The organism is Pseudomonas soli (genome assembly GCF_021283165.2).
Lineage (GTDB): Bacteria > Pseudomonadota > Gammaproteobacteria > Pseudomonadales > Pseudomonadaceae > Aquipseudomonas > Aquipseudomonas soli.
Window position 1 is genome coordinate 2650138 of the sequence record NZ_CP128543.1, and the last position, 22654, is coordinate 2672791.

Annotated in this window: 21 protein-coding genes; 7 read left to right on the forward strand and 14 right to left on the reverse strand. The window is 66.8% G+C overall.

Annotation, left to right across the window (positions count from 1 at the left end; all coding sequences use genetic code 11):
• The first annotated feature begins 176 nt into the window (after positions 1–176).
• Positions 177–635, forward strand: coding sequence for a nucleoside deaminase (locus tag LU688_RS12390; protein WP_094011148.1), 459 nt, complete (start codon positions 177–179; stop codon positions 633–635).
• Entirely contained in the window at positions 632–1825 is a 1194-nt protein-coding gene (locus LU688_RS12395) for a cyanate transporter (protein WP_094011149.1), read from the forward strand. Before LU688_RS12390 ends, LU688_RS12395 begins: the two co-directional genes overlap by 4 nt.
• Here the strand turns inward: LU688_RS12395 and pdxR are convergent.
• The 6 genes from pdxR to LU688_RS12425 all read right to left on the reverse strand — a co-directional run bounded on the left by pdxR (position 1818) and on the right by LU688_RS12425 (position 8944).
• Entirely contained in the window at positions 1818–3251 is a 1434-nt protein-coding gene (gene pdxR / locus LU688_RS12400) for a MocR-like pyridoxine biosynthesis transcription factor PdxR (RefSeq protein WP_094011150.1), read from the reverse strand. The genes LU688_RS12395 and pdxR overlap by 8 nt on opposite strands.
• 106 nt (positions 3252–3357) lie before the next feature.
• Positions 3358–3696 carry a hypothetical protein gene (locus tag LU688_RS12405; protein ID WP_046855914.1) on the reverse strand — a complete coding sequence of 113 codons (339 nt, stop codon included), beginning with the start codon at positions 3694–3696 and terminating at the stop codon, positions 3358–3360.
• Between the two features lie 213 nt (positions 3697–3909).
• The gene (gene glcF, locus LU688_RS12410) at positions 3910–5148 is read right to left on the reverse strand and encodes a glycolate oxidase subunit GlcF (protein ID WP_160291332.1); all 1239 of its coding nucleotides are present in this window, start codon (positions 5146–5148) and stop codon (positions 3910–3912) included.
• A 9-nt stretch (positions 5149–5157) separates the two neighbouring features.
• Positions 5158–6204: a glycolate oxidase subunit GlcE gene (gene glcE / locus LU688_RS12415; protein ID WP_094011152.1), complete on the reverse strand. Its 1047-nt coding sequence runs from the start codon at positions 6202–6204 to the stop codon at positions 5158–5160.
• Entirely contained in the window at positions 6204–7703 is a 1500-nt protein-coding gene (glcD, locus tag LU688_RS12420) for a glycolate oxidase subunit GlcD (protein ID WP_160291333.1), read from the reverse strand. Before glcD ends, glcE begins: the two co-directional genes overlap by 1 nt.
• Before the next feature lie 20 nt (positions 7704–7723).
• A complete protein-coding gene (locus tag LU688_RS12425) occupies positions 7724–8944 on the reverse strand; it encodes a M20/M25/M40 family metallo-hydrolase (protein WP_094011154.1) in 1221 nt (406 codons plus the stop codon).
• Between the two features lie 220 nt (positions 8945–9164).
• On the opposite strand from LU688_RS12425, the gene LU688_RS12430 reads away from it, so the two are divergent.
• Both LU688_RS12430 and LU688_RS12435 read left to right on the forward strand, forming a co-directional pair.
• Positions 9165–9341, forward strand: coding sequence for a hypothetical protein (locus LU688_RS12430; protein ID WP_160291334.1), 177 nt, complete (start codon positions 9165–9167; stop codon positions 9339–9341).
• Positions 9338–10243, forward strand: coding sequence for a LysR family transcriptional regulator (locus LU688_RS12435; RefSeq protein WP_094011155.1), 906 nt, complete (start codon positions 9338–9340; stop codon positions 10241–10243). Before LU688_RS12430 ends, LU688_RS12435 begins: the two co-directional genes overlap by 4 nt.
• 51 nt (positions 10244–10294) lie before the next feature.
• On the opposite strand, the gene LU688_RS12440 is transcribed toward LU688_RS12435, so the two are convergent.
• From LU688_RS12440 to LU688_RS12460, 5 genes are all read right to left on the reverse strand, one after another.
• Positions 10295–11305 carry a zinc-binding alcohol dehydrogenase family protein gene (locus tag LU688_RS12440; protein ID WP_038705944.1) on the reverse strand — a complete coding sequence of 337 codons (1011 nt, stop codon included), beginning with the start codon at positions 11303–11305 and terminating at the stop codon, positions 10295–10297.
• A 118-nt stretch (positions 11306–11423) separates the two neighbouring features.
• The gene (locus LU688_RS12445) at positions 11424–12074 is read right to left on the reverse strand and encodes a TIGR04211 family SH3 domain-containing protein (RefSeq protein ID WP_094011156.1); all 651 of its coding nucleotides are present in this window, start codon (positions 12072–12074) and stop codon (positions 11424–11426) included.
• A gap of 216 nt (positions 12075–12290) precedes the next feature.
• Positions 12291–13664 carry a nucleotide 5'-monophosphate nucleosidase PpnN gene (ppnN, locus tag LU688_RS12450; RefSeq protein ID WP_046855903.1) on the reverse strand — a complete coding sequence of 458 codons (1374 nt, stop codon included), beginning with the start codon at positions 13662–13664 and terminating at the stop codon, positions 12291–12293.
• Positions 13665–13819: 155 nt separating this feature from the next.
• Entirely contained in the window at positions 13820–15019 is a 1200-nt protein-coding gene (gene pncB / locus LU688_RS12455; protein WP_232888018.1) for a nicotinate phosphoribosyltransferase, read from the reverse strand.
• The gene (locus tag LU688_RS12460; protein WP_232888017.1) at positions 15016–15666 is read right to left on the reverse strand and encodes a nicotinamidase; all 651 of its coding nucleotides are present in this window, start codon (positions 15664–15666) and stop codon (positions 15016–15018) included. Before LU688_RS12460 ends, pncB begins: the two co-directional genes overlap by 4 nt.
• A 142-nt stretch (positions 15667–15808) precedes the next feature.
• Here LU688_RS12460 and LU688_RS12465 point away from each other — a divergent pair, with 142 nt between their 5' ends.
• Together LU688_RS12465 and LU688_RS12470 are read left to right on the forward strand one after the other, a co-directional pair.
• Entirely contained in the window at positions 15809–16510 is a 702-nt protein-coding gene (locus LU688_RS12465; RefSeq protein WP_232888016.1) for an NrtR DNA-binding winged helix domain-containing protein, read from the forward strand.
• A gap of 88 nt (positions 16511–16598) precedes the next feature.
• A complete protein-coding gene (locus tag LU688_RS12470) occupies positions 16599–16994 on the forward strand; it encodes a hypothetical protein (protein WP_094011160.1) in 396 nt (131 codons plus the stop codon).
• A gap of 3 nt (positions 16995–16997) precedes the next feature.
• Here LU688_RS12470 and LU688_RS12475 read toward each other — a convergent pair whose 3' ends face one another.
• Positions 16998–17615 (reverse strand): LysE family transporter, encoded by a 618-nt coding sequence (locus LU688_RS12475; RefSeq protein ID WP_038705946.1) that lies wholly within the window; start codon positions 17613–17615, stop codon positions 16998–17000.
• Positions 17616–17706: 91 nt separating this feature from the next.
• Here LU688_RS12475 and LU688_RS12480 point away from each other — a divergent pair, with 91 nt between their 5' ends.
• A complete protein-coding gene (locus tag LU688_RS12480) occupies positions 17707–17973 on the forward strand; it encodes a Pathogenicity locus (RefSeq protein ID WP_094011161.1) in 267 nt (88 codons plus the stop codon).
• Between the two features lie 81 nt (positions 17974–18054).
• On the opposite strand, the gene LU688_RS12485 is transcribed toward LU688_RS12480, so the two are convergent.
• The gene (locus LU688_RS12485; protein WP_094011162.1) at positions 18055–19470 is read right to left on the reverse strand and encodes an efflux transporter outer membrane subunit; all 1416 of its coding nucleotides are present in this window, start codon (positions 19468–19470) and stop codon (positions 18055–18057) included.
• Positions 19467–22646 carry an efflux RND transporter permease subunit gene (locus tag LU688_RS12490; RefSeq protein WP_038705948.1) on the reverse strand — a complete coding sequence of 1060 codons (3180 nt, stop codon included), beginning with the start codon at positions 22644–22646 and terminating at the stop codon, positions 19467–19469. The genes LU688_RS12485 and LU688_RS12490 overlap by 4 nt, the downstream gene beginning before the upstream one ends.
• Between the last annotated feature and the right edge of the window lie 8 nt (positions 22647–22654).

Here is a 22654-nt window from a genome sequence, read left to right on the forward strand (position 1 = left end):
GGTGGCAAGTGGCACTACCTTAGCGCCCGGCCGTGTCGTGCCGAATAGCCAATCCCGCGCTTTGCCAGGAGGCCAATCGCGCATTTGGATGGCAACTGACAGGCATCCAATCTCTTCATTTCTGTCGGCGCGTCGCAGCCGGGATAATGGCCGGGTCAATACCGGAGAACCGTTTCATGTCCGCAGATCGCTACATGCGCGAGGCCCTCGAGCTGGCCCGTGCCAACATCCAGGCCGGCGGCCGCCCGTTCGGCGCCGTGCTGGTCTACCAGGGGCAGGTGATCGCCCGCGCCGTCAACGAGATCCACAGCACCCAGGACCCGACCAGCCACGCCGAGATGCAGGCCATCCGCCAGGCTGCCCAGGTCCTTGGCCGGCCACGCCTGGAGGGCGCCGAAATCTATGCCAGCGGCCACCCGTGCCCGATGTGCCTGGCAGCCATGCACCTGTGTGGCATCGAGCGAGCCTGGTTCGCCTACGACAATGACGAAGGCGAGCCCTATGGCCTGTCCACCGCCGCGGTGTATGCGCAGATGGCCCGCCCGCCGCAGCAGCAGAGCCTGCCCCTGCGCCCGCTGAAGCCCGCGGGTGAGAGTGGCCTGTACCGTGAATGGCAGCAGGCCAGCCAAGGATGAGGGGCGCGCTGAACCTGTTGCTGGTGGTGCTGCTGGCCCTGAACCTACGACCGATCCTCACCAGCATCGGCCCTTTGCTCGAACCCATGCGCCAGGGCACCGGCCTGGGTTACCAGCAGGCGGCGTTGCTGACCGCGTTGCCGGTGCTGTGCATGGGCCTGATCCCGTTGTTGCAACCCTGGCTGCGACGCTGGCTGAGCGAGCATGGCGGCATGCTAGCGGGGCTTGCGGCTATTACCCTGGCTTGCCTGTGGCGCCTGCAGCTGGACAGCGCCTGGGCGTTGATCGCCAGCGCCGTGGTCGCCGGCTTGGGCGTTGCCGTGGTGCAGGGCATGATGCCGGGGCTGGTCAATCGCTGGTTCCCCAACCGCCTGGCGGCGAGCATGGGGCTGTATTCGGCGGCATTGATGAGCGGTGGTGGTTTGGCTGCGGTGCTCGGCCCTGGGATTGCCGCACACTTCGGCGATTGGCAGTTCGGCCTGGGCCTCTGGGCGCTGCCGGCGCTGCTGGCAATGGCTGCCTGGGTACTGCTGCGTCCGCGCCAACCTACGCCAAGCCAGGCCGCCGGCAGTGGCGGGCACTGGTTCGGCAACCGCCGGGCCTGGCTGCTGGCGTTGTACTTCGGGCTGATCAATGGCGGCTATACCAGCATGGTGGCGTGGCTGCCGGCCTATCACCTGGAGCACGGCGGCACGGCCCAGGGGGGCGGCGAGCTGGTTGGCCTGATGACCATCTTCCAGGTCTGCGGTGCCCTGGGCTTGCCATTGCTGCTGCGGCGCCTGGTCGATCGCCGGCCCGGCCTGTGGCTGGCCTTGCTGATCCAGCTCGGTGGCTTCCTCGGCCTGCTGCTGGCGCCGGCCAGCGCCATGGGCCTGTGGGTGGCGATGATCGGCCTGGGCCTGGGGGCCTGTTTCAGCCTCAGCCTGACGCTGACCTTGGAGCACCTGCGCAGCCCCGGCGAAGCCGGCAGCCTGGCGGCATTCGTCCAGGGCGTGGGCTTCATCGTCACCGGCATCGTGCCGTACATCACCGGCTGGCTGCGCGATGTCAGCGGCGACTTCCAGGCCTCCTGGACGTTACTGGCCTGCACCGTGCTGGCGATGTTGCTGGTGACTGCGTGCTTCGCGCCGAAGGGCTACGCCAGGGCGATTGCCCGTTGCCGGCAGCCCGCTGAAGCGCTGGTCAACTGAGGCGCTGCAGGGTGTCGGCGACGCGGTCCAGCGCCGGGTCGATATCCAGCAGCTCGATGGCGCCGAAGCCCAGCAGCAGCCCCGGCCGCACCGGGGCCTCGCTGAAGAACGGCGCCAGGGAATAGAGGCCCACCTCCACCTTGCGCGCCAGGCTGATCAGCAATTCGACATCCACCCCCGGCTTGGCCAGCGCGCTAAGGTGAAAGCCCGCGCTGGCCGGCACCGCGTCGAACCACGGCGCCAGGTCGCCGCCAAGCCGCGCCAGGATCCGCTCGCGGCGTGCGCTGTAGACCTCGTGGCAACGGCGGATGTGCTTGTTCAGGTGGCCTTCGGCGAGGAACCGCGCCAGCGCCCATTGCTGCAGGGTCGGGCTGTGCCAGTCGCTCAGGTGCTTGGCCACGCAGGCGGCCTGCAGCACGGCGGGCGGCAGCACCGCGTAGCCCAGGCGCAGTTCGGGCAGCAGGGTCTTGGAGAACGTCCCTACATAGGCCACCAGGCCATGCCGGTCCATGCGTTGCAGGGCCTCGGCGGCAGGCCCCTGGTAGCGGAACTCGCAGTCGTAGTCATCCTCGATGATCAGCGCGCCAAGCTCGGCGGCCCGCGCCAGCAGCGCCTCGCGCCGTGGCGCGGCCATGGGCATGCCCAGCGGGAACTGGTGCGAGGGGGTCACGTAGATCAGCCGGGTGCCATCCTCGATCTGCTCCACGCACAATCCCTGGTCGTCCACCGGCACTGACTGCATGCGCGCGCCCAAGGCCTGGAACAACTGCCGGGCCGGCGGGTAGCCCGGGTCTTCCATGGCCACCTTGCAGCCGGGCTCGACCAGCACCCGGGCGATAAGGTCCAGCGCCTGCTGGGCGCCGTTGCACACCAGCACATCGCTGGGCGCGCACTGGATGCCGCGGGTGAAGGCGATGTGATGGGTGATGGCTTCGCGCAGTTCGGGCAGGCCCTGGGCGGAAAACTGCCGCTCGGGGTGCCGCTGGCTACGGCGCAGGGCGTAGTTCATGCAACTGCGCCATTGATCGTAGGGAAACTGCGACTTGCTCGAGGCTCCGCCGATGAAGTCATAGCGCGAAGGCGCGTCCAGCGCCCGCTGGGCCAGTACCGTGGCGCGCTGGCGCCAGCGTTCGAGCGTGTCGGCGGCGGCCAGCGGGATGTGCTCGCTGTCGCCCTGGCGCAAGGTGTGGCGTGGGCTGATGAAGGTGCCGCGGCCAACCACGCCGCTAAGCAGGTTGTCGTAGGTCAGGCGTGAATAGGCTTCGGCCACGGTCTTGCGCGAGACCCCCAGCTGTTCGGCCAGCAGGCGGGTGGGCGGCAGTTGCGTGCCGGCGGCGAGGTGGCCGCTGTCGATGCCGGCGCGCAGTTGCCGGTAGAGCTGCTCGGCAAGGCCTTTGCGGCCTTCGAGGCGGATGTGCAGTTCCATCGTGGGAAGGGTCCGAAGCGCAGGGATGTAGAAGCTTCGGGGTTTATCGGCAAAGCCGCAAGGGCCGCAGGCGCGAGCCAGGCCCGCGCCTGCAGGCAGCGGGTGTTCACAGGCGGGCGGTACTGATGGTGATGTAGCCTTTTGCGGGCAGCGCGATGCGGATCACCGTTTCGTCGTCGCAGGCCTTGCGTTTCTGCTTGATGCATACGCCATCCACCGTGGCCTCGCGCATGCGGGCGGGGATGGCGCGGCCCTTGGCGTCGAAGAAGGCCTCGCTGGCGAGCAGCTCGACGCGCTCGATCAGTTGGCGGGTGTGCTCGTCGGTGGCGCAGAAGAAGCGCACACCGGACAGGTGTGGGTTGTCATCGGGGTTGCTGACTTCATGGGCCAGCAACTGGCGCAGGGTATGGCGCAGTTCGCGGGTAGGGCGGTCGTGTGTGGGCATGGCATGGCCTCGTCTGGATGGGGTTGGCCGCGCCGGGGCGGCCGTAACGTCTCCAGGTCGGATGATGTTTCGCCGCGGATGTGGCAACAATCAAGAAGCGTCCTTGCTTTCGGTAGGAGGGTTCCGAAAATACAGGCAGGAGGTTGAACATCGCCTTGATCCGCGTCAGCTCCAGCACCTGTTGCCACGGTCTTGGATGCCCGGTCAGACAGGCTACAGCGTCGCAGTGCGCGTGGCATCGAGCGCCGCCTCGACGATCTCGACCCAGTGCCGCACCGGCGTTCGCCCGGCACTTGCAAGGTGCACCTGGCAACCGATGTTGGCCGTGGCAATGACCTGTGGGCTGCCGCTCTCCAGGGCATTGATACGCTCATCGCGCAATTGCCGCGCCAGCGTCGGCTGGGTCAGCGAGTAGGTGCCGGCCGAGCCGCAGCACAGGTGGCCATCGGGCACCGGGGTGAGGTGAAAGCCCAGGCGCGTCAGCAGGCCTTCCACCGCACCGCCGAGCTTGAGGGCGTGCTGCAGGGTGCAGGGGCAGTGGAAGGCCAGGCGCTGCTCGGCGCACAACCCCAGGTGTTCCAGCGGCTCGGCCTGCAGCACCTGTACCAGGTCCCGGGACAGCGCGCTGACCCTGGCGGCCTTGGCGGCGTAGCGCGGGTCGCCTTCGAGCAGGTGGCCATAGTCACGCACGAATGCGCCGCAGCCGCTGGCGGTCTGCACGATGGCCTCGGCGCCGGCCTCGATGGCCGGCCACCAGGCGTCGATGTTGTGTCGGGCACGCTCCAGGCCGCGTGCCTGGGCATCCAGGTGATAGTCCACGGCGCCGCAGCAACCGGCCTCGGCTATCGGTTCGACACTGATGCCGAGGCGGTCGAGCAGGCGCGCGGTGGCGGCGTTGGTATTGGGTGAGAGCGCCTGCTGCACGCAACCTTCAAGCAGCAACACGCGGCGAGCGTGCCTTGCTGACGGGCGCTGGCCGGCGGCGGCGATCCGCGGCGGCAGCTTGGCCTTGAGGTTGACCGGGAGCAGGGGGCGCAGGGCAAGGCCGCTGTGCAGCAGGGCCCTGAACAGCGCCGGCCTCGGCACTACCGCACGCAAGCCACTGCGCAGCAGGCGCTGGGCCAACGGCCGCGGCACTTGGCGGTCGACCACGGCGCGGCCGATGTCGAGCAGGTTGTGGTACTGCACGCCGGAGGGGCAGCTGGTCTCGCAATTGCGACAGCTCAGGCAACGGTCCAGGTGCGTCTGGGTGCTGGCGCTGACCGGTTCGCCTTCGAGCACCTGCTTGATCAGGTAGATGCGCCCACGTGGGCCGTCCAGCTCGTCGCCGAGCAGCTGGTAGGTGGGGCAGGTGGCGGTGCAGAAGCCGCAGTGCACGCAAGACCGCAGGATGCGCTCGGCCTCGTCGGCGCGGGCCAGGTGGCGGGCGGAGTCACTCAGTCGGGTTTGCATGCCGTGGCCTCACAAGTGTGCATACAGGCGACCAGGGTTGAAGATGCCCTGGGGGTCGAGTTGGCGCTTCAGCGCCTGGTGGTAGCGCAGCGTCATCGGGTCCAGTGGCGCACTGCTGTCGTCGCCGGGCGCGTAGGCGGTGGCATGGCCGCCGGCCTCGGCCACCAGGGCGCGCAGGGTGGCCGCCGGCGCCTCGGACTTGAGCCAGCGCTGGGCGCCGCCCCAGTCGATCAGTTGCTGCCCGGGCAGCTCGAGCACGCCGCAGGTGATGGGCAGGGACAGGCGCCACAGCGTGGCCGGCGCACTGAAGAACGCCAGTCGTTGCTCGCGCAGGTCGCTCCAGTAGCGCGGGTCGACGACCTCGCCGCCCAAGCGCTCGCGGGCCGAGCGCACCGAGCCTTCGCCGCCCTCCAGGCGCAGGTGCAGCGCCTCGCCGTCGTGGCTGGCGGCGCTGATCGGCAATGGCTGCTGGCCCCATTCGGCCAACCTGGCCAGTGCCTGGCGGGCATCCATTTCCAGGCGCAGGCCCAGGCACTGGCGCGGCCTGGGCAGCACCTTCAAGGAAACCTCGGTGAGCAGGCCAAGGCAGCCGAAGCTGCCCGTCATCAGCCGCGATACGTCGAAGCCCGCGACATTCTTCATCACCTCGCCGCCAAAGCGCAGGTGCTTGCCGTTGCCGGTGATCAGTCGTGTGCCCAGGACATAGTCGCGCACCGCGCCTGCCCAGGGCCGGCGCGGCCCCGAAAGCCCGGCGGCGACCATGCCGCCCAGCGTCGCCTCGGGCCCCAGGTGCGGCGGCTCGCAAGGCAGCATCTGCCCGGCCTCGCGCAGCGTCGCCTCGATCTCCCGCAGCGGCGTGCCGGCACGGGCGGTGAGCACCAGTTCGGTGGGGTCGTAGCTGACGATACCGCGGTGCCCACGGGTGTCGACAAGCTCGCCGGCCACCGGGCGGCCGAGCATGGCCTTGCTGTTGCCGCCCTGGATGCGCAGCGCGGTGCCCTGGCGCAACGCCTGGTTGACCTGCCCCAGCAGCTGCTGGCTGAGATCGGTGCCCATCAGAAGCGCTCCAGGTCGGGGAAGGGCAACTGCCCATGGTGTACATGCAGCGCGCCGAACTCGGCGCAGCGCTGCAGGGTGGGAATGTTCTTGCCCGGGTTGAGCAGGCCCCGTGGGTCGAAGGCGGCCTTGACCGCGTGGAACAGGGTGATCTCGTCGCTGTTGAACTGGGCGCACATCTGGTTGATCTTCTCCCGGCCCACGCCGTGCTCGCCGGTGATGCTGCCGCCCACCGCCACGCACAACTCGAGGATCCGGCCACCGAGGGCTTCGGCGCGTTCCAGCTCGCCGGGCAGGTTGGCGTCGAACAGGATCAGCGGGTGCATGTTGCCGTCGCCGGCATGGAAAACGTTGGCGACCCGCAGGCCGTATGTCTCGGACAGTTGGCTGATGCCAGCGAGTACTCGCGGCAGCTCGCGCCGCGGGATGGTGCCGTCCATGCAGTAGTAGTCCGGCGAAATGCGCCCCACCGCCGGGAAGGCGTTCTTGCGCCCGGCCCAGAAGCGCACGCGTTCGGCTTCGTCGCAGGCCAGGCGCACCTCGCGGGCACCGGCCTGGCGCAGCACGGCATCGACGCGGACGCAGTCGTCGTGCACATCGGCCTCGACGCCGTCCAGTTCGCACAGCAGGATCGCCGCCGCGTCCACCGGGTAGCCGGCGTGGATGAAGGCCTCGGCGGCGCGGATCGCCAGGTTGTCCATCATCTCGAGGCCTGCCGGGATGATCCCGGCGGCGATGATATCGGCCACCGCGCGCCCGGCGTGCTCGACGTTGGCGAAGCTGGCCAGCAGCACCCGCGCTACCTGTGGCCTGGGCAGCAGCTTGACGGTGACCTCGGTGACGATGCCGAGCATGCCCTCGGAGCCGGTGAACAGTGCCAGCAGGTCGAAGCCGGGGCTGTCCAGGGCATCGCTGCCGAGGGTCAGGCGCTCGCCCTCGACGGTGAGGATCTCCACTTTCAGCAGGTTGTGCACGGTCAGCCCGTACTTAAGGCAGTGCACGCCGCCGGCGTTCTCGGCGACATTGCCGCCAATCGAGCAGGCGATCTGCGAGGAAGGGTCTGGCGCGTAGTACAAACCGTGGGGCGCCGCCGTCTGGGAAATCGCCAGGTTGCGCACGCCAGGCTGGACCCTGGCGAAGCGGCCCTGCGGGTTGACTTCGAGGATGCGGTTGAAGCGCGCCATCACCAGCAGGATGCCCTGGCTCAGCGGCAACGCGCCGCCCGACAGGCCGGTGCCGGTACCGCGCGCGACCACCGGCACGCCGCGCTGGTGGCAGAGCCGCAGCAGCGCCTGCACCTGCTCCAGCCGCTCGGGCAGTGCCACCAGCAGGGGCAGTGTGCGGTAGGCCGAGAGGCCGTCGCATTCATAGGGCTTGAGGTCTTCCCTGCGGTGCAGGATGTCCAGGTCGGGCAGGGCCTCGCGCAGGGCGGCCAGCAGCGCCGGCTTGTCCACGCTTGGCAACGGGCCGTCGACACGTTCGTCGTAGAGGATGTTCATGGGCGCTCCTGCGCAGTGGCCTATTGCGCCAGTTGCCTGATCATTGCCACCGTCAGGTACAGGCGCGGCGCCACGCTGGCGATCTCCATGTACTCGTCGTCGCCATGCAGGCCGGCGCCGACCACACCCAGGGTCTCCAGCACTGCGGGCTTGTCGCTGTCGGGCAAGTAGGCGTAGCCGGCGTCGGTGCCGAAGCGCATGGCGATCGGCTGCAGTTGCCGGTCGATCTTGCTGTAGAGCTGCCGCGCAGTTTGTGCAAGCTGCGTGGAGGCGTCGTTCTTCGCCAGAGGCGGACGGCCTTTTTCCATGACCAGCTCGACCTGGGTATCGGCGACCAACTGCTTCTTGATGATCCGCAAGGCATCCTCCTGTACCCGCTCGGTCTCGCTCAGGTCGGAATAACGCATGTCGGCCTCGGCGCTGGCCAGGGCAGGGATGATGTTGGCCTTCTCTCCGGCCTTGGCCAGGGTCCAGTTGACGGTGGTGCCCTTGTCCTTGTCGCCGAGGGCATTCAATTGCAGCAACTGGTGCGCCAGTTCGATCAGCGCGTTGCGCCCGGCCTCGGGCGCGGAGCCGGCGTGGGAGGCGCGGCCGTTCACCGTGAGTTTCAGGCGGTTGATGCCGTTGGTGGCGACGGTCACCGCGTCCTTGTCCGGCGGCTCGTAGGAAAAGACGAAGTCATGCTGGCGCGCCAGCTCGGCGATTAGCTGCCTGGAGCCTGCCGAGCCCATTTCCTCATCCGGGTTGAACAGCACGGTGAGGGTGCGATAGCCCTTGTACTGCTGGTCCTGCAGCAGCTTCAGCGCATGCAGGATCATCGCCACGCCGCCCTTGGCATCGGCCACGCCAGGGCCATAGGCGCGCTCGCCTTCGATGCGGAACGGGCGCTTGGCCACGGTACCGGGGCCGAACACCGTGTCGTAGTGGACCATCAGCAGGAAGTCCTTGTCGCCGGTGCCCTTGAATGTGCCGACGATGTTGTCGCCCACCGACGGCGTGGCTGGTTGGGTGGTGACCTTGGCGCCGAGGGCCTCGAGGCGTTTCACCAGCTCGGCACCGACCTGTTTCAGGCCCGCCTCGGTACCGGTGCCGGTGTCTACCGAAACCAGGGACTTGAGGGTTTCCAGGTAGTGCGGCTGTTCGGCCTGGGCCTGGCTGTACAGCTCCTGGTGCGTGGGCTCGACGGCCTGGGCGGTGGCGCAGGTGAGGGCGAGGGCCAGAGTGCAAAGTCGCAGATGCATGGGCAGGGTCTCGTTGTCATGAACCCTTCAGCGTAGACCCTACCCGATGAATGGCCGCCCGAGTTGTTGCGCCTACAGCCCGTAACGATGTGCCAGACGCCGGTTTGATAGGCGTTCGGCGTTCATGGTCGCGACTCTGTGGGGTGGGGGAGGCCAGGCTTTACCGGTGACGGAAATGACCCATACAGTACGAATTCGAGACATGCTCTGGAGTGTGCCCATGCATCGGGTCGGTTATCTGTTGTGCGAAGGTTTCCATGTGATGGCGCTGGCCTCGCAGTCGGTGTTCGAGATCGCCAGCCTGCTGAGCGGGCGGCCGGTCCATGCCCCGCGCAATTTCAGCGTCGCCGGCGGTAAGCTGCGTTCGTCCCTGCGCGACAGCGAGGTGCCGGCATGAAGAAACTCGTGCGCATGGACGACCTGCAGGTATTCGTCAGTACCGTGGCAACCGGCAGTTTCTCCGCGGCGGCGCGCCAGCTGGACATCTCGCCGGCCCTGGCCAGCGGCGCCGTGCAGCGCCTGGAGCGCAGCCTGGGGTTCCGCCTGCTGGTGCGTTCGACCCGGCGTCTGCGCCTGTCGGATGAAGGCCAGCGCTACCTGCCCCATGCGCGACAGGTGCTTGAGGCACTGGTGGAGGGCGAGATGGCCCTGGAGCAAGGGCGCGAAGAGATCGGCGGGGTGCTGCGTCTGTCGATGCCCTCGGACCTGGGGCGCAATGTGCTGCTGCCCTGGCTCGACGAGTTCCAGTTGCAGCACCCGGGCATCAGCCTGCAACTGCGCCTGAGCGACCAGGTGGCGGACATGGTGGGGGATCGCCTGGATGCCAGTATCCGCTACGGCCAGTTGGCCGATTCGGGCCTGGTGGCGCTGCCGTTGGCCCCGGACAACCGCCGCACGCTATGCGCTGCGCCGAGCTACATCGCCCGCCATGGCGCGCCGCGCACGCCGGAGGAACTGGCCGGGCACAACTGCCTGCGCTATGTGATGGGCGAACAGACCCACGAGCGTTGGGGGTTTCACCTGCCGGACGGGGTCAGGACGGTGAGCGTTTCGGGCGACCGCACCAGTGACGATGCAGATGTGGTCCGCCGCTGGGCGGTGGCGGGGCTGGGGATCGTCTACAAGTCGCGGCTGGATGTGCTGGCCGATGTGCGGGCCGGGCGGCTGGTGGAGCTGTTCCCATCGGAATGCGGCCAGGCGGCGCCGCTGCAACTGGTGTGCGTGCACCGTCAGGCGGTGTCGCCGGCGATCCAGCGGTTGCGGAGCTACCTGGGGGAGAAGTTTGCCGAGTTGGGTTAGCTGAGTAATCTGCAGGAGCGGCGTAGCGCCGCTGCCTGGCCCCTCGGAAATCTAGAAACCTTCCAGTACAACCTTGCCCTTTGCCTTGCCGCTTTCGATCAACTCGTGGGCGCGGCGCAGGTTGGCCGCGTTGATCGCACCGAAATGCTCGCCCAGCGTGGTCTTGATCACGCCTTCATCGACCAGCCCGGCAATTCGCTCCAGCAGTTCGTGCTGCTTGATCATGTCGGCGGTCTGGTACAGCGAACGGGTGAACATCAGCTCCCAGTGCAACGACAGCGACTTGCGCTTGAGCGGCACCACGTCGAGGCTGGCCGGGTCGTCGATCAGTGCCAGGCGGCCTTGTGGGCGCAGCACCTCGACCAACTGCGCGAAGTGGCGGTCGGTGTGGGTCAGGCTGATCACCAGGTCCACCTGGCCTATGCCCACAGCCTCAAGCTGGGGTGCCAGCGGCTGGTTGTGATCGATCACCTGGTGGGCGCCGAGTTGGCGTACCCAGGCCTGGGTTTCAGGGCGCGAGGCGGTGCCGATCACGGTGAGGTTGGTGAGTTGGCGCGCCAGCTGGGTGAGGATCGAACCCACGCCACCGCTGGCGCCGACGATCAGCAGGCTTTGCCCTTCGCCGCCGCCTTCGCGCACGCCCAGGCGGTCGAACAGCAACTCCCAGGCGGTGATCGAGGTCAGCGGCAGGGCGGCGGCGCTGGCATTGTCCAGGCTGCGCGGCTTGTGGCCGACGATGCGCTCATCGACCAGGTGCAGTTCGCTGTAGCTGCCAGGGCGGTCGATGGCGCCGGCATAGAAGACCTCGTCGCCGGGCTGGAACAGCGTCACCTGTTCACCGATGGCGCGCACCACGCCGACCGCGTCCCAGCCCAGCACCTTGGGTTGATCGGTGCTGCCGCTGCCGGCGCGGACCTTGGTGTCGACCGGGTTGACTGCGATGGCGCGGACTTCCACCAGCAGATCGCGTGGGCCGGGTACAGGCGCGGGCAGGTCGCTGTCGTAGAGCGAGGCCGGATCGGTCAGTGGCAGGCCGTGTTGGGTGAAGACGATGGCTTTCATGGCATCAGGGTCCCTGAGTGGTAGGTAGGGCAACCTTAGCCTGCAGGATTTATCGCAAAAACATCGCAATCACGGGAACAGTTTCAACATTTTCTTGAAAATGTAGCGGCCATGCTGGTCAGAACCAGCGATCGTTGCGTTTGCGCCCACGGGTCAGCGCCGGCAGGATCAGCCCCGCCAGCAGCCCGGCGCCGGCGATGCTGCCGCCATACACCATGTAGCGCATCATCACCTGCTTGTTCTCGTCACCCAGGCGCGCCTGGGTGTCGCGCAGGCTCGACTGGCTCTGCTCGAGCTGTTCATTGAGTGCCTTGTTACGGGTTTCCAGCTCGTCGATCAGCGCCTTGCGCGAATCGAGGGTCTCCTGCATGCCCTGCACGCGGTTTTTCCAGCTGTCGTCGATGGTCTTGAGCTGGCCGGACAGTTCGGCCACTTGGGCGTCGAGCTGCGGCAGGCGCTCGCTCTGGCCGGGCACCGCCTGCAGGTCGCTGGTGAGGATCCATACCAGGTCGCCGCTCTGCCCGCGTACCTGGCTGTAGTTGCCCTGGCTGGTGACCAAAGTGACCTTCTGCCCGGACTTGAGCGTGCCGACGATGCGATGGCCATCGGTAGGGCCGCTGCGTACGTAAGTGTTCAGGCTGTCACTGACCCAACGCGCATCAGTGGCCGGCTCTTCGGCGTGGGCCGGGGCGGCGAGGGCGATCAGGGCGGCGATCAGGCCACCGCGCAGGGCGGTGAGGGCAGGGGAAGCGGGCTGGATGTCTGGCATGCTGGTCTTCGCTGAAACAGGACGAATGAAGGCCCGATGACTGGGCCGGCGATCCGGTCGGGTGGATTGACCGTCAGCGAAAGACCGTTTTTTTGTGGGCAGGTTCACCACCTGGCGCAGGAAATATCTGCAAAATATTGCGAAAAATCAGGAGTTATTGGCTGCCATGGGCGCCAATTCCCCGGCGAAAGGGCCGCAAAGCGGCCCCCAGTGCCCTCAGGCCACTACTTCATAGCACGGCACATACGCCGCCCCACCGGGCAACTTCATGCGGTGCTGGTCGACGAACGCCTGCAGCAGGCGCCCGAGTGGGTCGAGGATCGCCGCATCGCCGCGGATCTGGTACGGCCCGTGCTCCTCGATCAGGCGGATGCCCTTGTCCTTGACGTTGCCGGCAACCACGCCCGAGAACGCCCGGCGCAAGTTGGCCGCCAGCTCGTGTGGTGGCAGGTCGCGGCGCAGGGCCAGGTTGGCCATGTTCTCGTGCGTCGGGTCGAACGGGCGCTGGAAGCCTTCGTCGATCTTCAGCAGCCAGTTGAAGTGGAAGGCGTCGTTGCGCTCGCGGCGGAACTGCTTGACTGCCTTGAGCCCCTCGACCATCTGCCGCGCCACTTCGGCCGGGTCGTCGATGATGATCTGGTAGTGGCGCTGCGCCGCCTCGCCGAGAGTGGCGCCGACGAAGGCATGCAACTGCAGCAGGAACGGCTCGGCGCTGCGCGGCCCGGTGAGCACCACCGGGAACGGCAGGCCCTGGTTGTCCGGGTGCATGAGGATGCCGAGCAGGTAGAGGAACTCCTCGGCGGTACCGGCGCCGCCGGGGAAGATGATGATGCCGTGGCCGACACGCACGAAGGCTTCCAGACGCTTCTCGATGTCCGGCAGGATCACCAGCTCGTTGACGATCGGGTTGGGCGCCTCGGCGGCGATGATGCCCGGCTCGGTCAGGCCCAGGTAGCGGCTGCCGTGCATGCGCTGCTTGGCATGGGCGATGGTGGCGCCCTTCATCGGCCCTTTCATCACGCCCGGGCCGCAGCCGGTGCAGACATCCAGCTTGCGCAGGCCCAGCTCGTGGCCGACCTTCTTGGTGTACTGGTATTCCTCGGTGCTGATCGAGTGGCCGCCCCAGCACACCACCATCTTCGGCTCGACACCGGGGCGCAGGGTGCGGGCGTTGCGCAGCAGGTGGAAGACGTAGTCGGTGATGCCTTGCGAGCTTTCCAGGTCGATGCGCTGGCTGGCCAGTTCGCTCTCGGTGTAGACGATGTCGCGCAGGGCGCTGAACAACATCTCGCGGGTACTGGCGATCATCTCGCCATCGACGAAGGCGTCGGCCGGGGCGTTGAGCAGTTCCAGGCGCACGCCGCGGTCCTGCTGGTGGATACGTACCTCGAAGTCCTTGTAGGCCTCGAGGATGGTCTTGGCATTATCGACATGGGCGCCGGTGTTGAGGATGGCCAGGGCGCACTGGCGGAACAGGGTGTAGAGGCTGCCGGTACCGACTTCGCTCAGTTGCTGGACTTCACGTTGCGACAGCGTCTCCAGGCTGCCCTTGGGGCTGACGGAGGCGTTGATGACATTGCGTTGGGGCATCTGGTCTTTCCTGTGCGGGTAAAACATCCTTCTTTGACAACACCATACAAGCAAATGTGCGTGGCAACGAGGGCCTTGGTGAAAAACCTTGGACCGCAGTGCCTAGCCTGTGGGAGCCGGCTTGACGGCGAAAGGGCTGCATGGCAGCCCCGGGGTTATTGGACGTTGAACACATGCCGCAGGTACGCCACGAAGTTCTCGTCCCGGCACTGGGTCTTGCCCGGGCTGTCGGAAATCTTCGCCACTGGCGCGCCGTTGCAGGCGGTCATCTTGATCACGATGTTCATCGGCGTGACGCCGGGGATGTCGCAGGTCAGGTTGGTGCCGATACCGAAGCTGACGTTGATCCGCCCGTGCAGGGCGCGGTAGAGCGTCAGCATCTTCTCGAAGTCCAGCCCGTCGGAGAAAATCAGGGTCTTGCCCTTCGGGTCCATACCCAGCCGTTCATAGTGGGCGATGGCTTTCTCGGCCCAGGCCAGCGGCTCGCCCGAGTCATGGCGCAGGCCATCGAAGAGCTTGGCGAAGTACAGGTCGAAGTCCTTCATGAACGCGTCCATGCCGATGCAATCGGTCAGGGCGATGCCAAGCTGGCCACGGTACTCGCGCACCCAACACTCGAGGGCGGCGGCCTGGCTGTCGACCAGGCGCGGGCCGAGCTGCTGGTGGGCCATGAACCATTCGTGGGCCATGGTGCCAATGGGTTTGACCTGGTACTCGCGAGCCAGATGCACGTTGCTGGTACCAACGAAACGCCCCGGGAAGTCACGCTTGAGGATGTGCACCACCTCTTCCTGCACCCGGTAGGAGAAACGCCGGCGGGTGCCGAAGTCGGCCAGCTGCAGGCCGGCCAGCTCGTCGCTGCTGGCTTCGGTCTTGAGCCAGTCGAGCTTCTGGTAGAGGCGCTCGCCGACCTGTTCGATCATCACCTCGCGGTAGCGATAGCGGTTGCGTACTTCACTGATGATCGCCAGCAGCGGGATCTCGAACAGGATCACGTGCAACCAGGGGCCGCGCAGGCGGATCGCCAGCTGCCCGGTGTCGTCCAGGCCCACCTGCACATAACGCAGGTTGAAGCGGAACAGGCTGAGGAAGCGGATGAAGTCCGGCTTGATGAACGGAATCTTTTCCAGGTAGGCCAACTGGTCGTGGGTGATCGACACATCGGCCAACTGCTCGACCTGGTAGCGGATCTCGGCGAGGTAGGGCGCAAGGTCCTCGTTGTTGCGGCAGCGGAATTCCCATTCCACCTCGGCGTTGGGGTAGTTGTGCAGCACCGCCTGCATCATGGTGATCTTGTAGAAGTCGGTGTCCAGCAGGTTCTGGATGATCCGTGGGCCGAAAACGCTGTCGCTCATGGGCGAGCCTCCTTGAGGGCGGTGAGCTGGTCGTCGAGGGCCTGTTCGTCGCCGCACAAGTAGATGCCGGCATTGGCCATGGCAGTGCAGGCAGCCTGTGCGCCCTCAGCGCTTAGTGCGCGGCAGGCCGGCAGGTACAACAACACCTCGAAACCGGCGCGGCGCAGTTGCAGGGCGGTGGTGCGCACGCAGTAGTCCAGCGCCAGGCCGCCAACGATGATCGCCTGTACCTGTTGCACCTTGAGGAACTCGATGACACCGGTGGAGCGGCGTTCCGCCAGGTCGTGGTAGCAGGCGCCGTAGGGATGCAGGTCGGGTTCGACGCCTTTCCAGACGAAGTAGTCGTAGTCGATGGGGGCGGGCAGGCCGGGGAGCAGTTCGAAGCCGGACGTGCCGGGGACGCAGTGGCTGACCCAGGTCAGGTCGGCGTTGGCCAGGGCCAGGGGTTGCAGCATCTGGGCGGCTTCGGCGACTACCCAGGCGGCGTTTGCCGGGTGGGCGTCCTTGCTGCCCAGGCGCAGCGTGGCGCGCTGCGCCATGGTGTTGAGCGCCGGTGCGATCAGGTGGCCGTCAGGTACCGGCAACTCCTGGGGAGCGTTGGCGGTAAAGCCGTTTTGCGCGTCGACGTCGAAGCTGGCGATGATCATGGGCAGAGGTCCTCGGCTGAGATGGTCATATAATTCACCTGGTGCATTATGTGTGTCAAGGCTATTCCCAAATCGGAATTAGCCCTTGATAGATTTAATAGCCCTGGTGGAATATAGGCGGGTTACCAGAAGGAATCGTACCGTGAGCACAGCACAAGTCCTGGCCAGCGTGGATATCATCGCCCTGCGCCTGTCGCCGCACAGCCTTCGCCTGGAGGTGTTGTTGCACCAGCGTGGACGCGAGCCCTACGAAGGGCAATGGGCCCTGCCAGGTGTGATCGTCAATGGCAGCACCGCGGACAACAGTCTGGATGCCGCCGCCGCCCGGGCCCTGGCGGAAAAGGCCAAGGTGGTCCCCCGCCATCTGGAACAGGTAGGCACCGAAGGCAATGGCGTTCGCGACCCACGGGGCTGGACCTTGAGCACCTACTACCTGGCGCTGCTCGATCCGGCGGTGGTGGTAGAGAACGCGCAGGTTGCCTTCTTTGACCTTCAAAGCGTTCTGTCGCGTGAGCTGTCGCTGCCGTTCGACCATGGCCTGCTGGTCGAGCGCGCCTGTGAGCGGCTGGCGGCCAAGGCCGTATACACCAACCTGCCGTTGTACCTGGCGCCCGAGCGTTTCACTGTGCTGGACGCCCTGGCAGCGGTGCAGGCGTGCCTGGGGCAGGTGGTCAACAACACCTCGCTGCGCAAACGCCTTGAACGCATGAAGAGCGAAGGCTGGGTGCAGGACACCGGCGAGAAGGTCCAGCCCAGGCTCGGGCGGCCGCAGCAGCTGTACCGGCATACCCCGCAGGGGGCGGGGACGTTCATGTTCGACCGCAGTCTGCTGGCGGGAGGCTGAGCTTGCGCAACAGCAACGATCGGCCGCTTGCCGGCGATGAAGCCGGACCAGGCGGCACAAGGAAAATGCAGCGGCTATCCTTGCAGCCATGACCAACCCGCTCCCCCAACGTCACCCATGCCCGCCGGGCGCCTGCGACTGCGGCCGCGAACGTCTGGCCGACGGCCCCGAGCGGCGCATCCTGCTGCTCACCCGCGAGGAGGAAAAGCGCCTGGTCGAGCGCCTGGAGAACCTCAGGGATCTTGAAGATCTACAGCGCCTGCAATCACGCCTTTACGAGCAGCTCGGCATCCGCGTGCACATCGCCCCAGGCTTCAACGAAGTGCGCACCATGCGCGGTATCGTCATCGAACTGGAGGCGCAGTTGGGCCTGTGCCGCAAGACGCGCCAAGCCATCCCCGCGGCGATCCGCCGGGGGCTCGAGCGCAACCCGCAAGTGGCCTTCCGCCTGCTCGACGCCCACGACCTGCTGCGCGACGCCTGAGCCTCAGCGCATCGCCGCCAGCTTGATGCCGAAGCCGACCAGGCAGGCGCCGGCCAGGCGTTCGAGGAGGTTGGCGATGCGCGGGCTGGCGCGCATGCGCTCGGCCAGTCGGTGGGTAAGGAACACTGCGATCAGGCCGTAGAGCAAGGTAAGCCCGGCCACGGTCAGCGCCATGAAGGCGAAGGTGACCACGCCCTGGTGGCGCACCGGGTCGATGAACAACGGGAAGAACGCCATGTAGAACATGATCGCCTTGGGGTTGAGCAGGGTGATCATCATGGTCTGGCGCAGGTAGCGGCCGCTGGCCATGCGGCTCTCGCGCGGGGCGCCGCCGGGCTTGCTCAGCACCATGCGCAGGCCGAGCCAGGCCAGGTAGGCGGCGCCGGCCCACTGCACCACGTGGAAGGCGGTGGGGTAGGTGGCCAGCAAGGTGGCCACGCCGGCCACCGCCAGCCACATCAGCACCTGGTCGCCGAGGATCACCCCGAAGGTGGCGGCCAGCCCGCCCTTGATGCCGCCCTTGCCGGTGGCGGTGATCAGGGCGAAGTTGCCGGGCCCGGGGATCGCCAGGAGGATGAGGAACGCGATCACGAAAGCGCCGTAGTCGGTCACGCCGAGCATGGGGTTCTCCTGGTGGGGGTGGGCAGGCAGACATCGATATATGCCATCATTCGCCGCGTTTGCAAAGCCACGACGTTACAGGGAGGTGAAGATGGCGTTCAGTGCGGATGAGCGGGCGGTGCTGCTGGCGGTCAAGGGCGTGGGCCCGACCGTGGTGCAGCGCCTTGAGCAACTGGGGTATGGCTCGTTGGCACGGCTGGCCGAAGCCGATGCCTTGCAGATCGTCAGCGAGGCCGCCGGGCTGCTGGGCAGCAGTTGTTGGAAGAACAGCCCCCAGGCGCGAGGGGCGATACAGGCGGCGATTGCCCGGGCCAGGGAGCATGTCTCGCAGGGCGCGTGCCCCGCCAGCGGCGGATAAAAAAAGCCCCGAAGACCAAGGTCTTCGGGGCAAACGGTTGGGGGAGGAACCAACCAAAGGAGTCTTCACATCAGGGGACGGTCAGCGCGAGCTGGCCACCACATCGGGTTGCCAGCCGCCGCCAAGCGCCTTGTAGATCGCGACGATGCCGCTGTACAGCTCGACCTCGCCCTGGGCCTGGGCGTCTTCGGCGCTCAGGCGCTCGCGCTCGGCGTCGAGCAGCACCAGGTAGTCCACCGTGCCTTCGCGGTAGCGCACCGAGGCCAGGTCCGCCGCCTTGCGGCTGGCGTCGCTCTGGCGCATCAGCGCCAGCAGGCGCTGCTGGCGCTTGCCGTAGTCGCTGAAGGCGTTGGAGGACTCCTCCAGGGCCAGCAGCACTTGCTGTTCGTAATTGGCCAGCGCCCCTTCGGCATCGGCCTTGGCGCCGCGCAGGCGGGCGCGCACGCTGCCCAGGTCGAACGCCGCCCAGGTGATGCTCGGGCCCAGCGCCCAGGCATTGGCCGCCGAGGAGCCGATCTGCGAACCGCGGGCGGCGGTGAAGCCGAGGAAACCACTGAGGCTGACCCTCGGGAACAGGTCGGCGGTGGCCACGCCGACGTTGGCCGTGGCCGCAGCCAGCTGGCGCTCGGCGCTGCGGATGTCCGGGCGGCGGCGCAGCAGCTCGCCGGGGTCGCCCACCGGCAAGGCCTTGGCGATGGCCGGCAGGGCCTTGGGCGACAGGTCCACGGCCATCGCGTCCGGGCGCTGGCCGAGCAGGGTGGCGATGCGGTTCTTCGCCCGCACCTGTTCGGCCTGCAATTGCGGCACGGTGGCTTCGACACCCGCCAGGCGGGCGTCAGCGCGCACCACGTCGAGCTCGTTGCCGACCCCGGTGTCGCGCAGGGTCACGGTGATGTCCCGCGACTGCTGCTGGGTCTTCAGGTTGGCCACGGCGATCTGCTCGCGCAGTTGCGCGCCGCGTAATTGACCGTAGGCGTCGACCAGCTCGGCGATCAGGCTGACCTGCAGTTGCTGCAGGTCGGCCTCAGCCGCCGCTTCCTGGGCTTCGCTGGCCTCGATCTGGCGCTGGATGCGGCCGAACAGGTCAAGCTCCCAGGCCATGTCCAGGCCCAGGTCATAGCGTTCGCTGTTGACCCGGCGCTCGGTCTGGCCAGGGACCTGGCCCTTGCCCAGGTCGCTGCTGGCGCGGCTGGTGACCACGGGGATCTGGTCGTTGGACACGTCCTCGCGAATCGACCGCGCCGCTTTCAGGCGGGCGAAGGCCACGCGCAGGTCGCGGTTGCCGTCCAGCGATGCCTGCACCAGCTGGTTCAGCACCGGGTCGTCGAACTGTTTCCACCACACGCTCTCGAAGCGGCTGCGGTCATAGGCTTTGGCTTCAAGGCCGGCGTCCAGCTTGGCCGGTTCGGTCAGCGGGGCCTGGTAGTCCGGGCCCACCGCGCAGGCCGCCAGGGCCAGTGCCAGCAGGCTCGGGGTCAGGGGTTTGAGCAACTTCATGCATGGTTCTCCAGTGCCACGGCGTGCTCGGCCTTGCGGGCCTGGCGACGCTCGACGAAACGGCGGATCAGGAAGAAGAACACCGGGGTCAGGAACAGGCCGAATACGGTCACCCCGATCATCCCCGAGAACACCGCCACACCCATGGCGTGACGCATCTCGGCACCGGCGCCGGAGGAGAACACCAGCGGCACCACACCCATGATGAAGGCGATCGAGGTCATCAGGATCGGCCGCAGACGCAGGCGGCAGGCTTCCAGTACCGCAGCCAGCGGATCGAGGCCCTTGGCCTGTTCATCCTTGGCGAACTCGACGATCAGGATCGCGTTCTTGCACGCCAGGCCCACCAGTACGATCAGGCCGATCTGGGTGAAGATGTTGTTGTCGCCACCGGAGATGATCACCCCGGTGATGGCCGACAGCAGGGTCATCGGCACGATCAGGATCACCGCCAGCGGCAGGCTCCAGCTTTCGTACTGGGCGGCCAGCACCAGGAAGGCCAGCAGCACGCACAGTGGGAACACGAACAGTGCGGTGTTGCCCGAGAGGATCTGCTGGTAGGTCAGGTCGGTCCACTCGAAGGTCATGCCGTTGGGCAGTTCCTCCTTGAGCAGCTTCTCGATCGCAGCCTCGGCCTGACCGGAGCTGTAGCCGGGGGCTGCGGCACCGTTGATCTCGGCGGTGATGAAGCCGTTGTAGTGCATCACGCGGTCAGGCCCCGAGGTGTCGCTGACCTTGAGGAAGGTCGCCAGCGGGATCATCTCGCCCAGGTTGTTGCGCACCTTCAACTGGCCGATCTGTTCGGCGTCGAGGCGGAACTGCTGCTCGGCCTGGACGTTGACCTGGTAGGTACGGCCAAAGCGGTTGAAGTCGTTGGTGTACAGCGAGCCCAGGTAGACCTGCAGGGTGTCGAAGATGTCGTTGATCGCCACGCCATGGGTCTTGGCCTTTTCCCGGTCGATGGCGGCATCGACCTGCGGCACGTTGACCTGGTAGCTGGTGAACAGGCCCGCCAGTTCCGGCACGTTGTGACTCTTGGCGATGATGTTCTGGGTTTCCTTGTACAGCGCTTCGTAGCCCAGGTTGCCGCGGTCCTCGATCTGCAGGCGGAAGCCGCCGATGGTGCCCAGGCCTTGTACCGGCGGAGGCGGGAAGATCGCGATGTAGGCGTCCTGGATATCGGCGAACTGGGCGTTCAGGGCTGCGGCGATGGCTGCCGCCGACTGGCTCGGGTCCTTGCGCTCGTCGAACGGCTTGAGCGGGGTGAACACAATGCCGCTGTTCGGGCTGTTGGTGAAACCGTTGATCGACAGGCCCGGGAAGGCCACCGAGTCGGCCACGCCTGGCTGCTTGAGGGCGATCTCGCTCATCTTCTTGATCACCGCCTCGGTGCGGTCGAGGCTGGCGGCGTCAGGCAATTGGGCGAAGGCCACCAGGTACTGCTTGTCCTGGGACGGCACGAAGCCGGTCGGGGTGGACGAGAAGCCCAGGTAGGTCAGGCCCATCAGGCCGGCATACACGAACAGTGCAATTCCGCTGGAACGGATGACCCGGCGCACGCCGCCGACGTAGCCATGGCTGGCGCGGTCGAAGAAGCGGTTGAACGGGGCGAACAGCCAGCTGCCCAGCAGTTTTTCCAGGAACCGCGAGAAACGGTCCTTCGGCGCGTGGTGGTCCTTGAGCAGCACGGCGGCCAGGGCCGGCGACAGGGTCAGCGAGTTGAACGCCGAGATCACGGTGGAGATGGCGATGGTCAGGGCGAACTGTTTGTAGAACTGACCGGTAAGGCCCGAGATGAACGCCGCCGGCACGAACACGGCGCACAGCACCAGTGCCGTGGCGATGATCGGCCCGGTCACTTCGCTCATGGCCTTCTGCGTGGCCTCGAGCGGTTTCAGGCCCAGTCCGATGTTGCGTTCGACGTTCTCCACCACGACGATGGCGTCGTCCACCACGATACCGATGGCCAGCACCAGGCCGAACAGCGATAGCGCGTTGAGCGAGAAACCGAACAGGTGCATCACCGCAAAGGTACCGATCAGCGACACCGGCACGGCCAGCAGCGGGATGATCGAGGCGCGCCAGGTCTGCAGGAACAGGATGACGACCAGCACTACCAGGACCAGCGCTTCGAACAGGGTGTGCACCACCGCCTCGATGGAACCACGGACGAACACGGTCGGGTCATAGACGATGCTGTAGTCCATGCCTTCGGGGAAGTCCTTCTTCAGCTCGGCCATCTTCGCCCGCACTTCGTCGGAGATCTCGATGGCGTTGGAGCCCGGGCGCTGGAAGATCGGGATGGCCACCGCCGGCTGGTTGTTCAGCAGCGAGCGCAGGGCGTACTGGCTGGAGCCGAGTTCGACCCGGGCGATGTCCTTCAGGCGGGTAATCTCGCCGTTGGCACCGGCACGGATGATGATGTTCTCGAACTCTTCCTCGTTGACCAGGCGGCCCTGGGTGTTGATCGACAGCTGGAAGCTGGTCGAGCCGGGGGCGGGCGGGGCGCCGAGCTGGCCGGCGGCGACCTGGCGGTTCTGCTCGCGAATGGCGGCCACCACGTCGCTGGCAGTCAGGTTGCGCGAGGCGGTCTTGTTCGGGTCGAGCCACACGCGCAGCGAGTAGTCGCCCATGCCGAACAGTTGCACGTCGCCCACGCCGCCCAGGCGCGCCAGCTCATCCTTGATGTTGAGGATGGCGTAGTTGGACAGGTAGAGCATGTCGTAGCGGTTGTCCGGCGAGGTCAGGTGCACGACCATGGTCAGGTCGGGCGAGGCCTTGTCGACGGTGATGCCGATACGGGTCACTTCTTCCGGCAGCTTGGGCTGGGTGCGGGTGACGCGGTTCTGCACCTGCACCTGGGCGTTGTCCAGGTCGGTGCCCAGGGCGAAGGTGATGGTCAGGGTCAGCTTGCCGTCGGCGGTGGATTGCGAGGACATGTACAGCATGTTCTCGACACCGGTGATGGCTTGCTCAAGCGGCGCGGCGACGGTCTCGCCGATCACCTTGGGGTTGGCGCCGGGGAAGTTGGCGCGCACCACCACGGTGGGCGGTACCACTTCGGGGTATTCGCTGATCGGCAGCTGGAACAGCGAGATCGAACCCGCGATCAGCAGCACCAGCGACAGTACCGCGGCGAAGATCGGCCGGGTAATGAAGAATTTCGAAAAGTTCATCGGTGTTG

What these genes read in the sequence shown, in the direction of transcription:
- LU688_RS12425 (WP_094011154.1), bottom strand. Translation starts at nt 8,944, where the DNA reads ATGCATCTGCGACTTTGCACTCTGGCCCTCGCCCTCACCTGCGCCACC.
- glcD (WP_160291333.1), bottom strand. Translation starts at nt 7,703, where the DNA reads ATGAACATCCTCTACGACGAACGTGTCGACGGCCCGTTGCCAAGCGTG.
- glcF (WP_160291332.1), bottom strand. Translation starts at nt 5,148, where the DNA reads ATGCAAACCCGACTGAGTGACTCCGCCCGCCACCTGGCCCGCGCCGAC.
- pncB (WP_232888018.1), bottom strand. Translation starts at nt 15,019, where the DNA reads ATGAGCGACAGCGTTTTCGGCCCACGGATCATCCAGAACCTGCTGGAC.
- LU688_RS12445 (WP_094011156.1), bottom strand. Translation starts at nt 12,074, where the DNA reads ATGCCAGACATCCAGCCCGCTTCCCCTGCCCTCACCGCCCTGCGCGGT.
- LU688_RS12395 (WP_094011149.1), top strand. Translation starts at nt 632, where the DNA reads ATGAGGGGCGCGCTGAACCTGTTGCTGGTGGTGCTGCTGGCCCTGAAC.
- LU688_RS12440 (WP_038705944.1), bottom strand. Translation starts at nt 11,305, where the DNA reads ATGAAAGCCATCGTCTTCACCCAACACGGCCTGCCACTGACCGATCCG.
- LU688_RS12475 (WP_038705946.1), bottom strand. Translation starts at nt 17,615, where the DNA reads ATGCTCGGCGTGACCGACTACGGCGCTTTCGTGATCGCGTTCCTCATC.
- LU688_RS12460 (WP_232888017.1), bottom strand. Translation starts at nt 15,666, where the DNA reads ATGATCATCGCCAGCTTCGACGTCGACGCGCAAAACGGCTTTACCGCC.
- LU688_RS12470 (WP_094011160.1), top strand. Translation starts at nt 16,599, where the DNA reads ATGACCAACCCGCTCCCCCAACGTCACCCATGCCCGCCGGGCGCCTGC.
- ppnN (WP_046855903.1), bottom strand. Translation starts at nt 13,664, where the DNA reads ATGCCCCAACGCAATGTCATCAACGCCTCCGTCAGCCCCAAGGGCAGC.
- pdxR (WP_094011150.1), bottom strand. Translation starts at nt 3,251, where the DNA reads ATGGAACTGCACATCCGCCTCGAAGGCCGCAAAGGCCTTGCCGAGCAG.
- LU688_RS12390 (WP_094011148.1), top strand. Translation starts at nt 177, where the DNA reads ATGTCCGCAGATCGCTACATGCGCGAGGCCCTCGAGCTGGCCCGTGCC.
- LU688_RS12405 (WP_046855914.1), bottom strand. Translation starts at nt 3,696, where the DNA reads ATGCCCACACACGACCGCCCTACCCGCGAACTGCGCCATACCCTGCGC.
- LU688_RS12485 (WP_094011162.1), bottom strand. Translation starts at nt 19,470, where the DNA reads ATGAAGTTGCTCAAACCCCTGACCCCGAGCCTGCTGGCACTGGCCCTG.
- LU688_RS12480 (WP_094011161.1), top strand. Translation starts at nt 17,707, where the DNA reads ATGGCGTTCAGTGCGGATGAGCGGGCGGTGCTGCTGGCGGTCAAGGGC.
- LU688_RS12490 (WP_038705948.1), bottom strand. Translation starts at nt 22,646, where the DNA reads ATGAACTTTTCGAAATTCTTCATTACCCGGCCGATCTTCGCCGCGGTA.
- LU688_RS12435 (WP_094011155.1), top strand. Translation starts at nt 9,338, where the DNA reads ATGAAGAAACTCGTGCGCATGGACGACCTGCAGGTATTCGTCAGTACC.
- LU688_RS12430 (WP_160291334.1), top strand. Translation starts at nt 9,165, where the DNA reads ATGCATCGGGTCGGTTATCTGTTGTGCGAAGGTTTCCATGTGATGGCG.
- glcE (WP_094011152.1), bottom strand. Translation starts at nt 6,204, where the DNA reads ATGGGCACCGATCTCAGCCAGCAGCTGCTGGGGCAGGTCAACCAGGCG.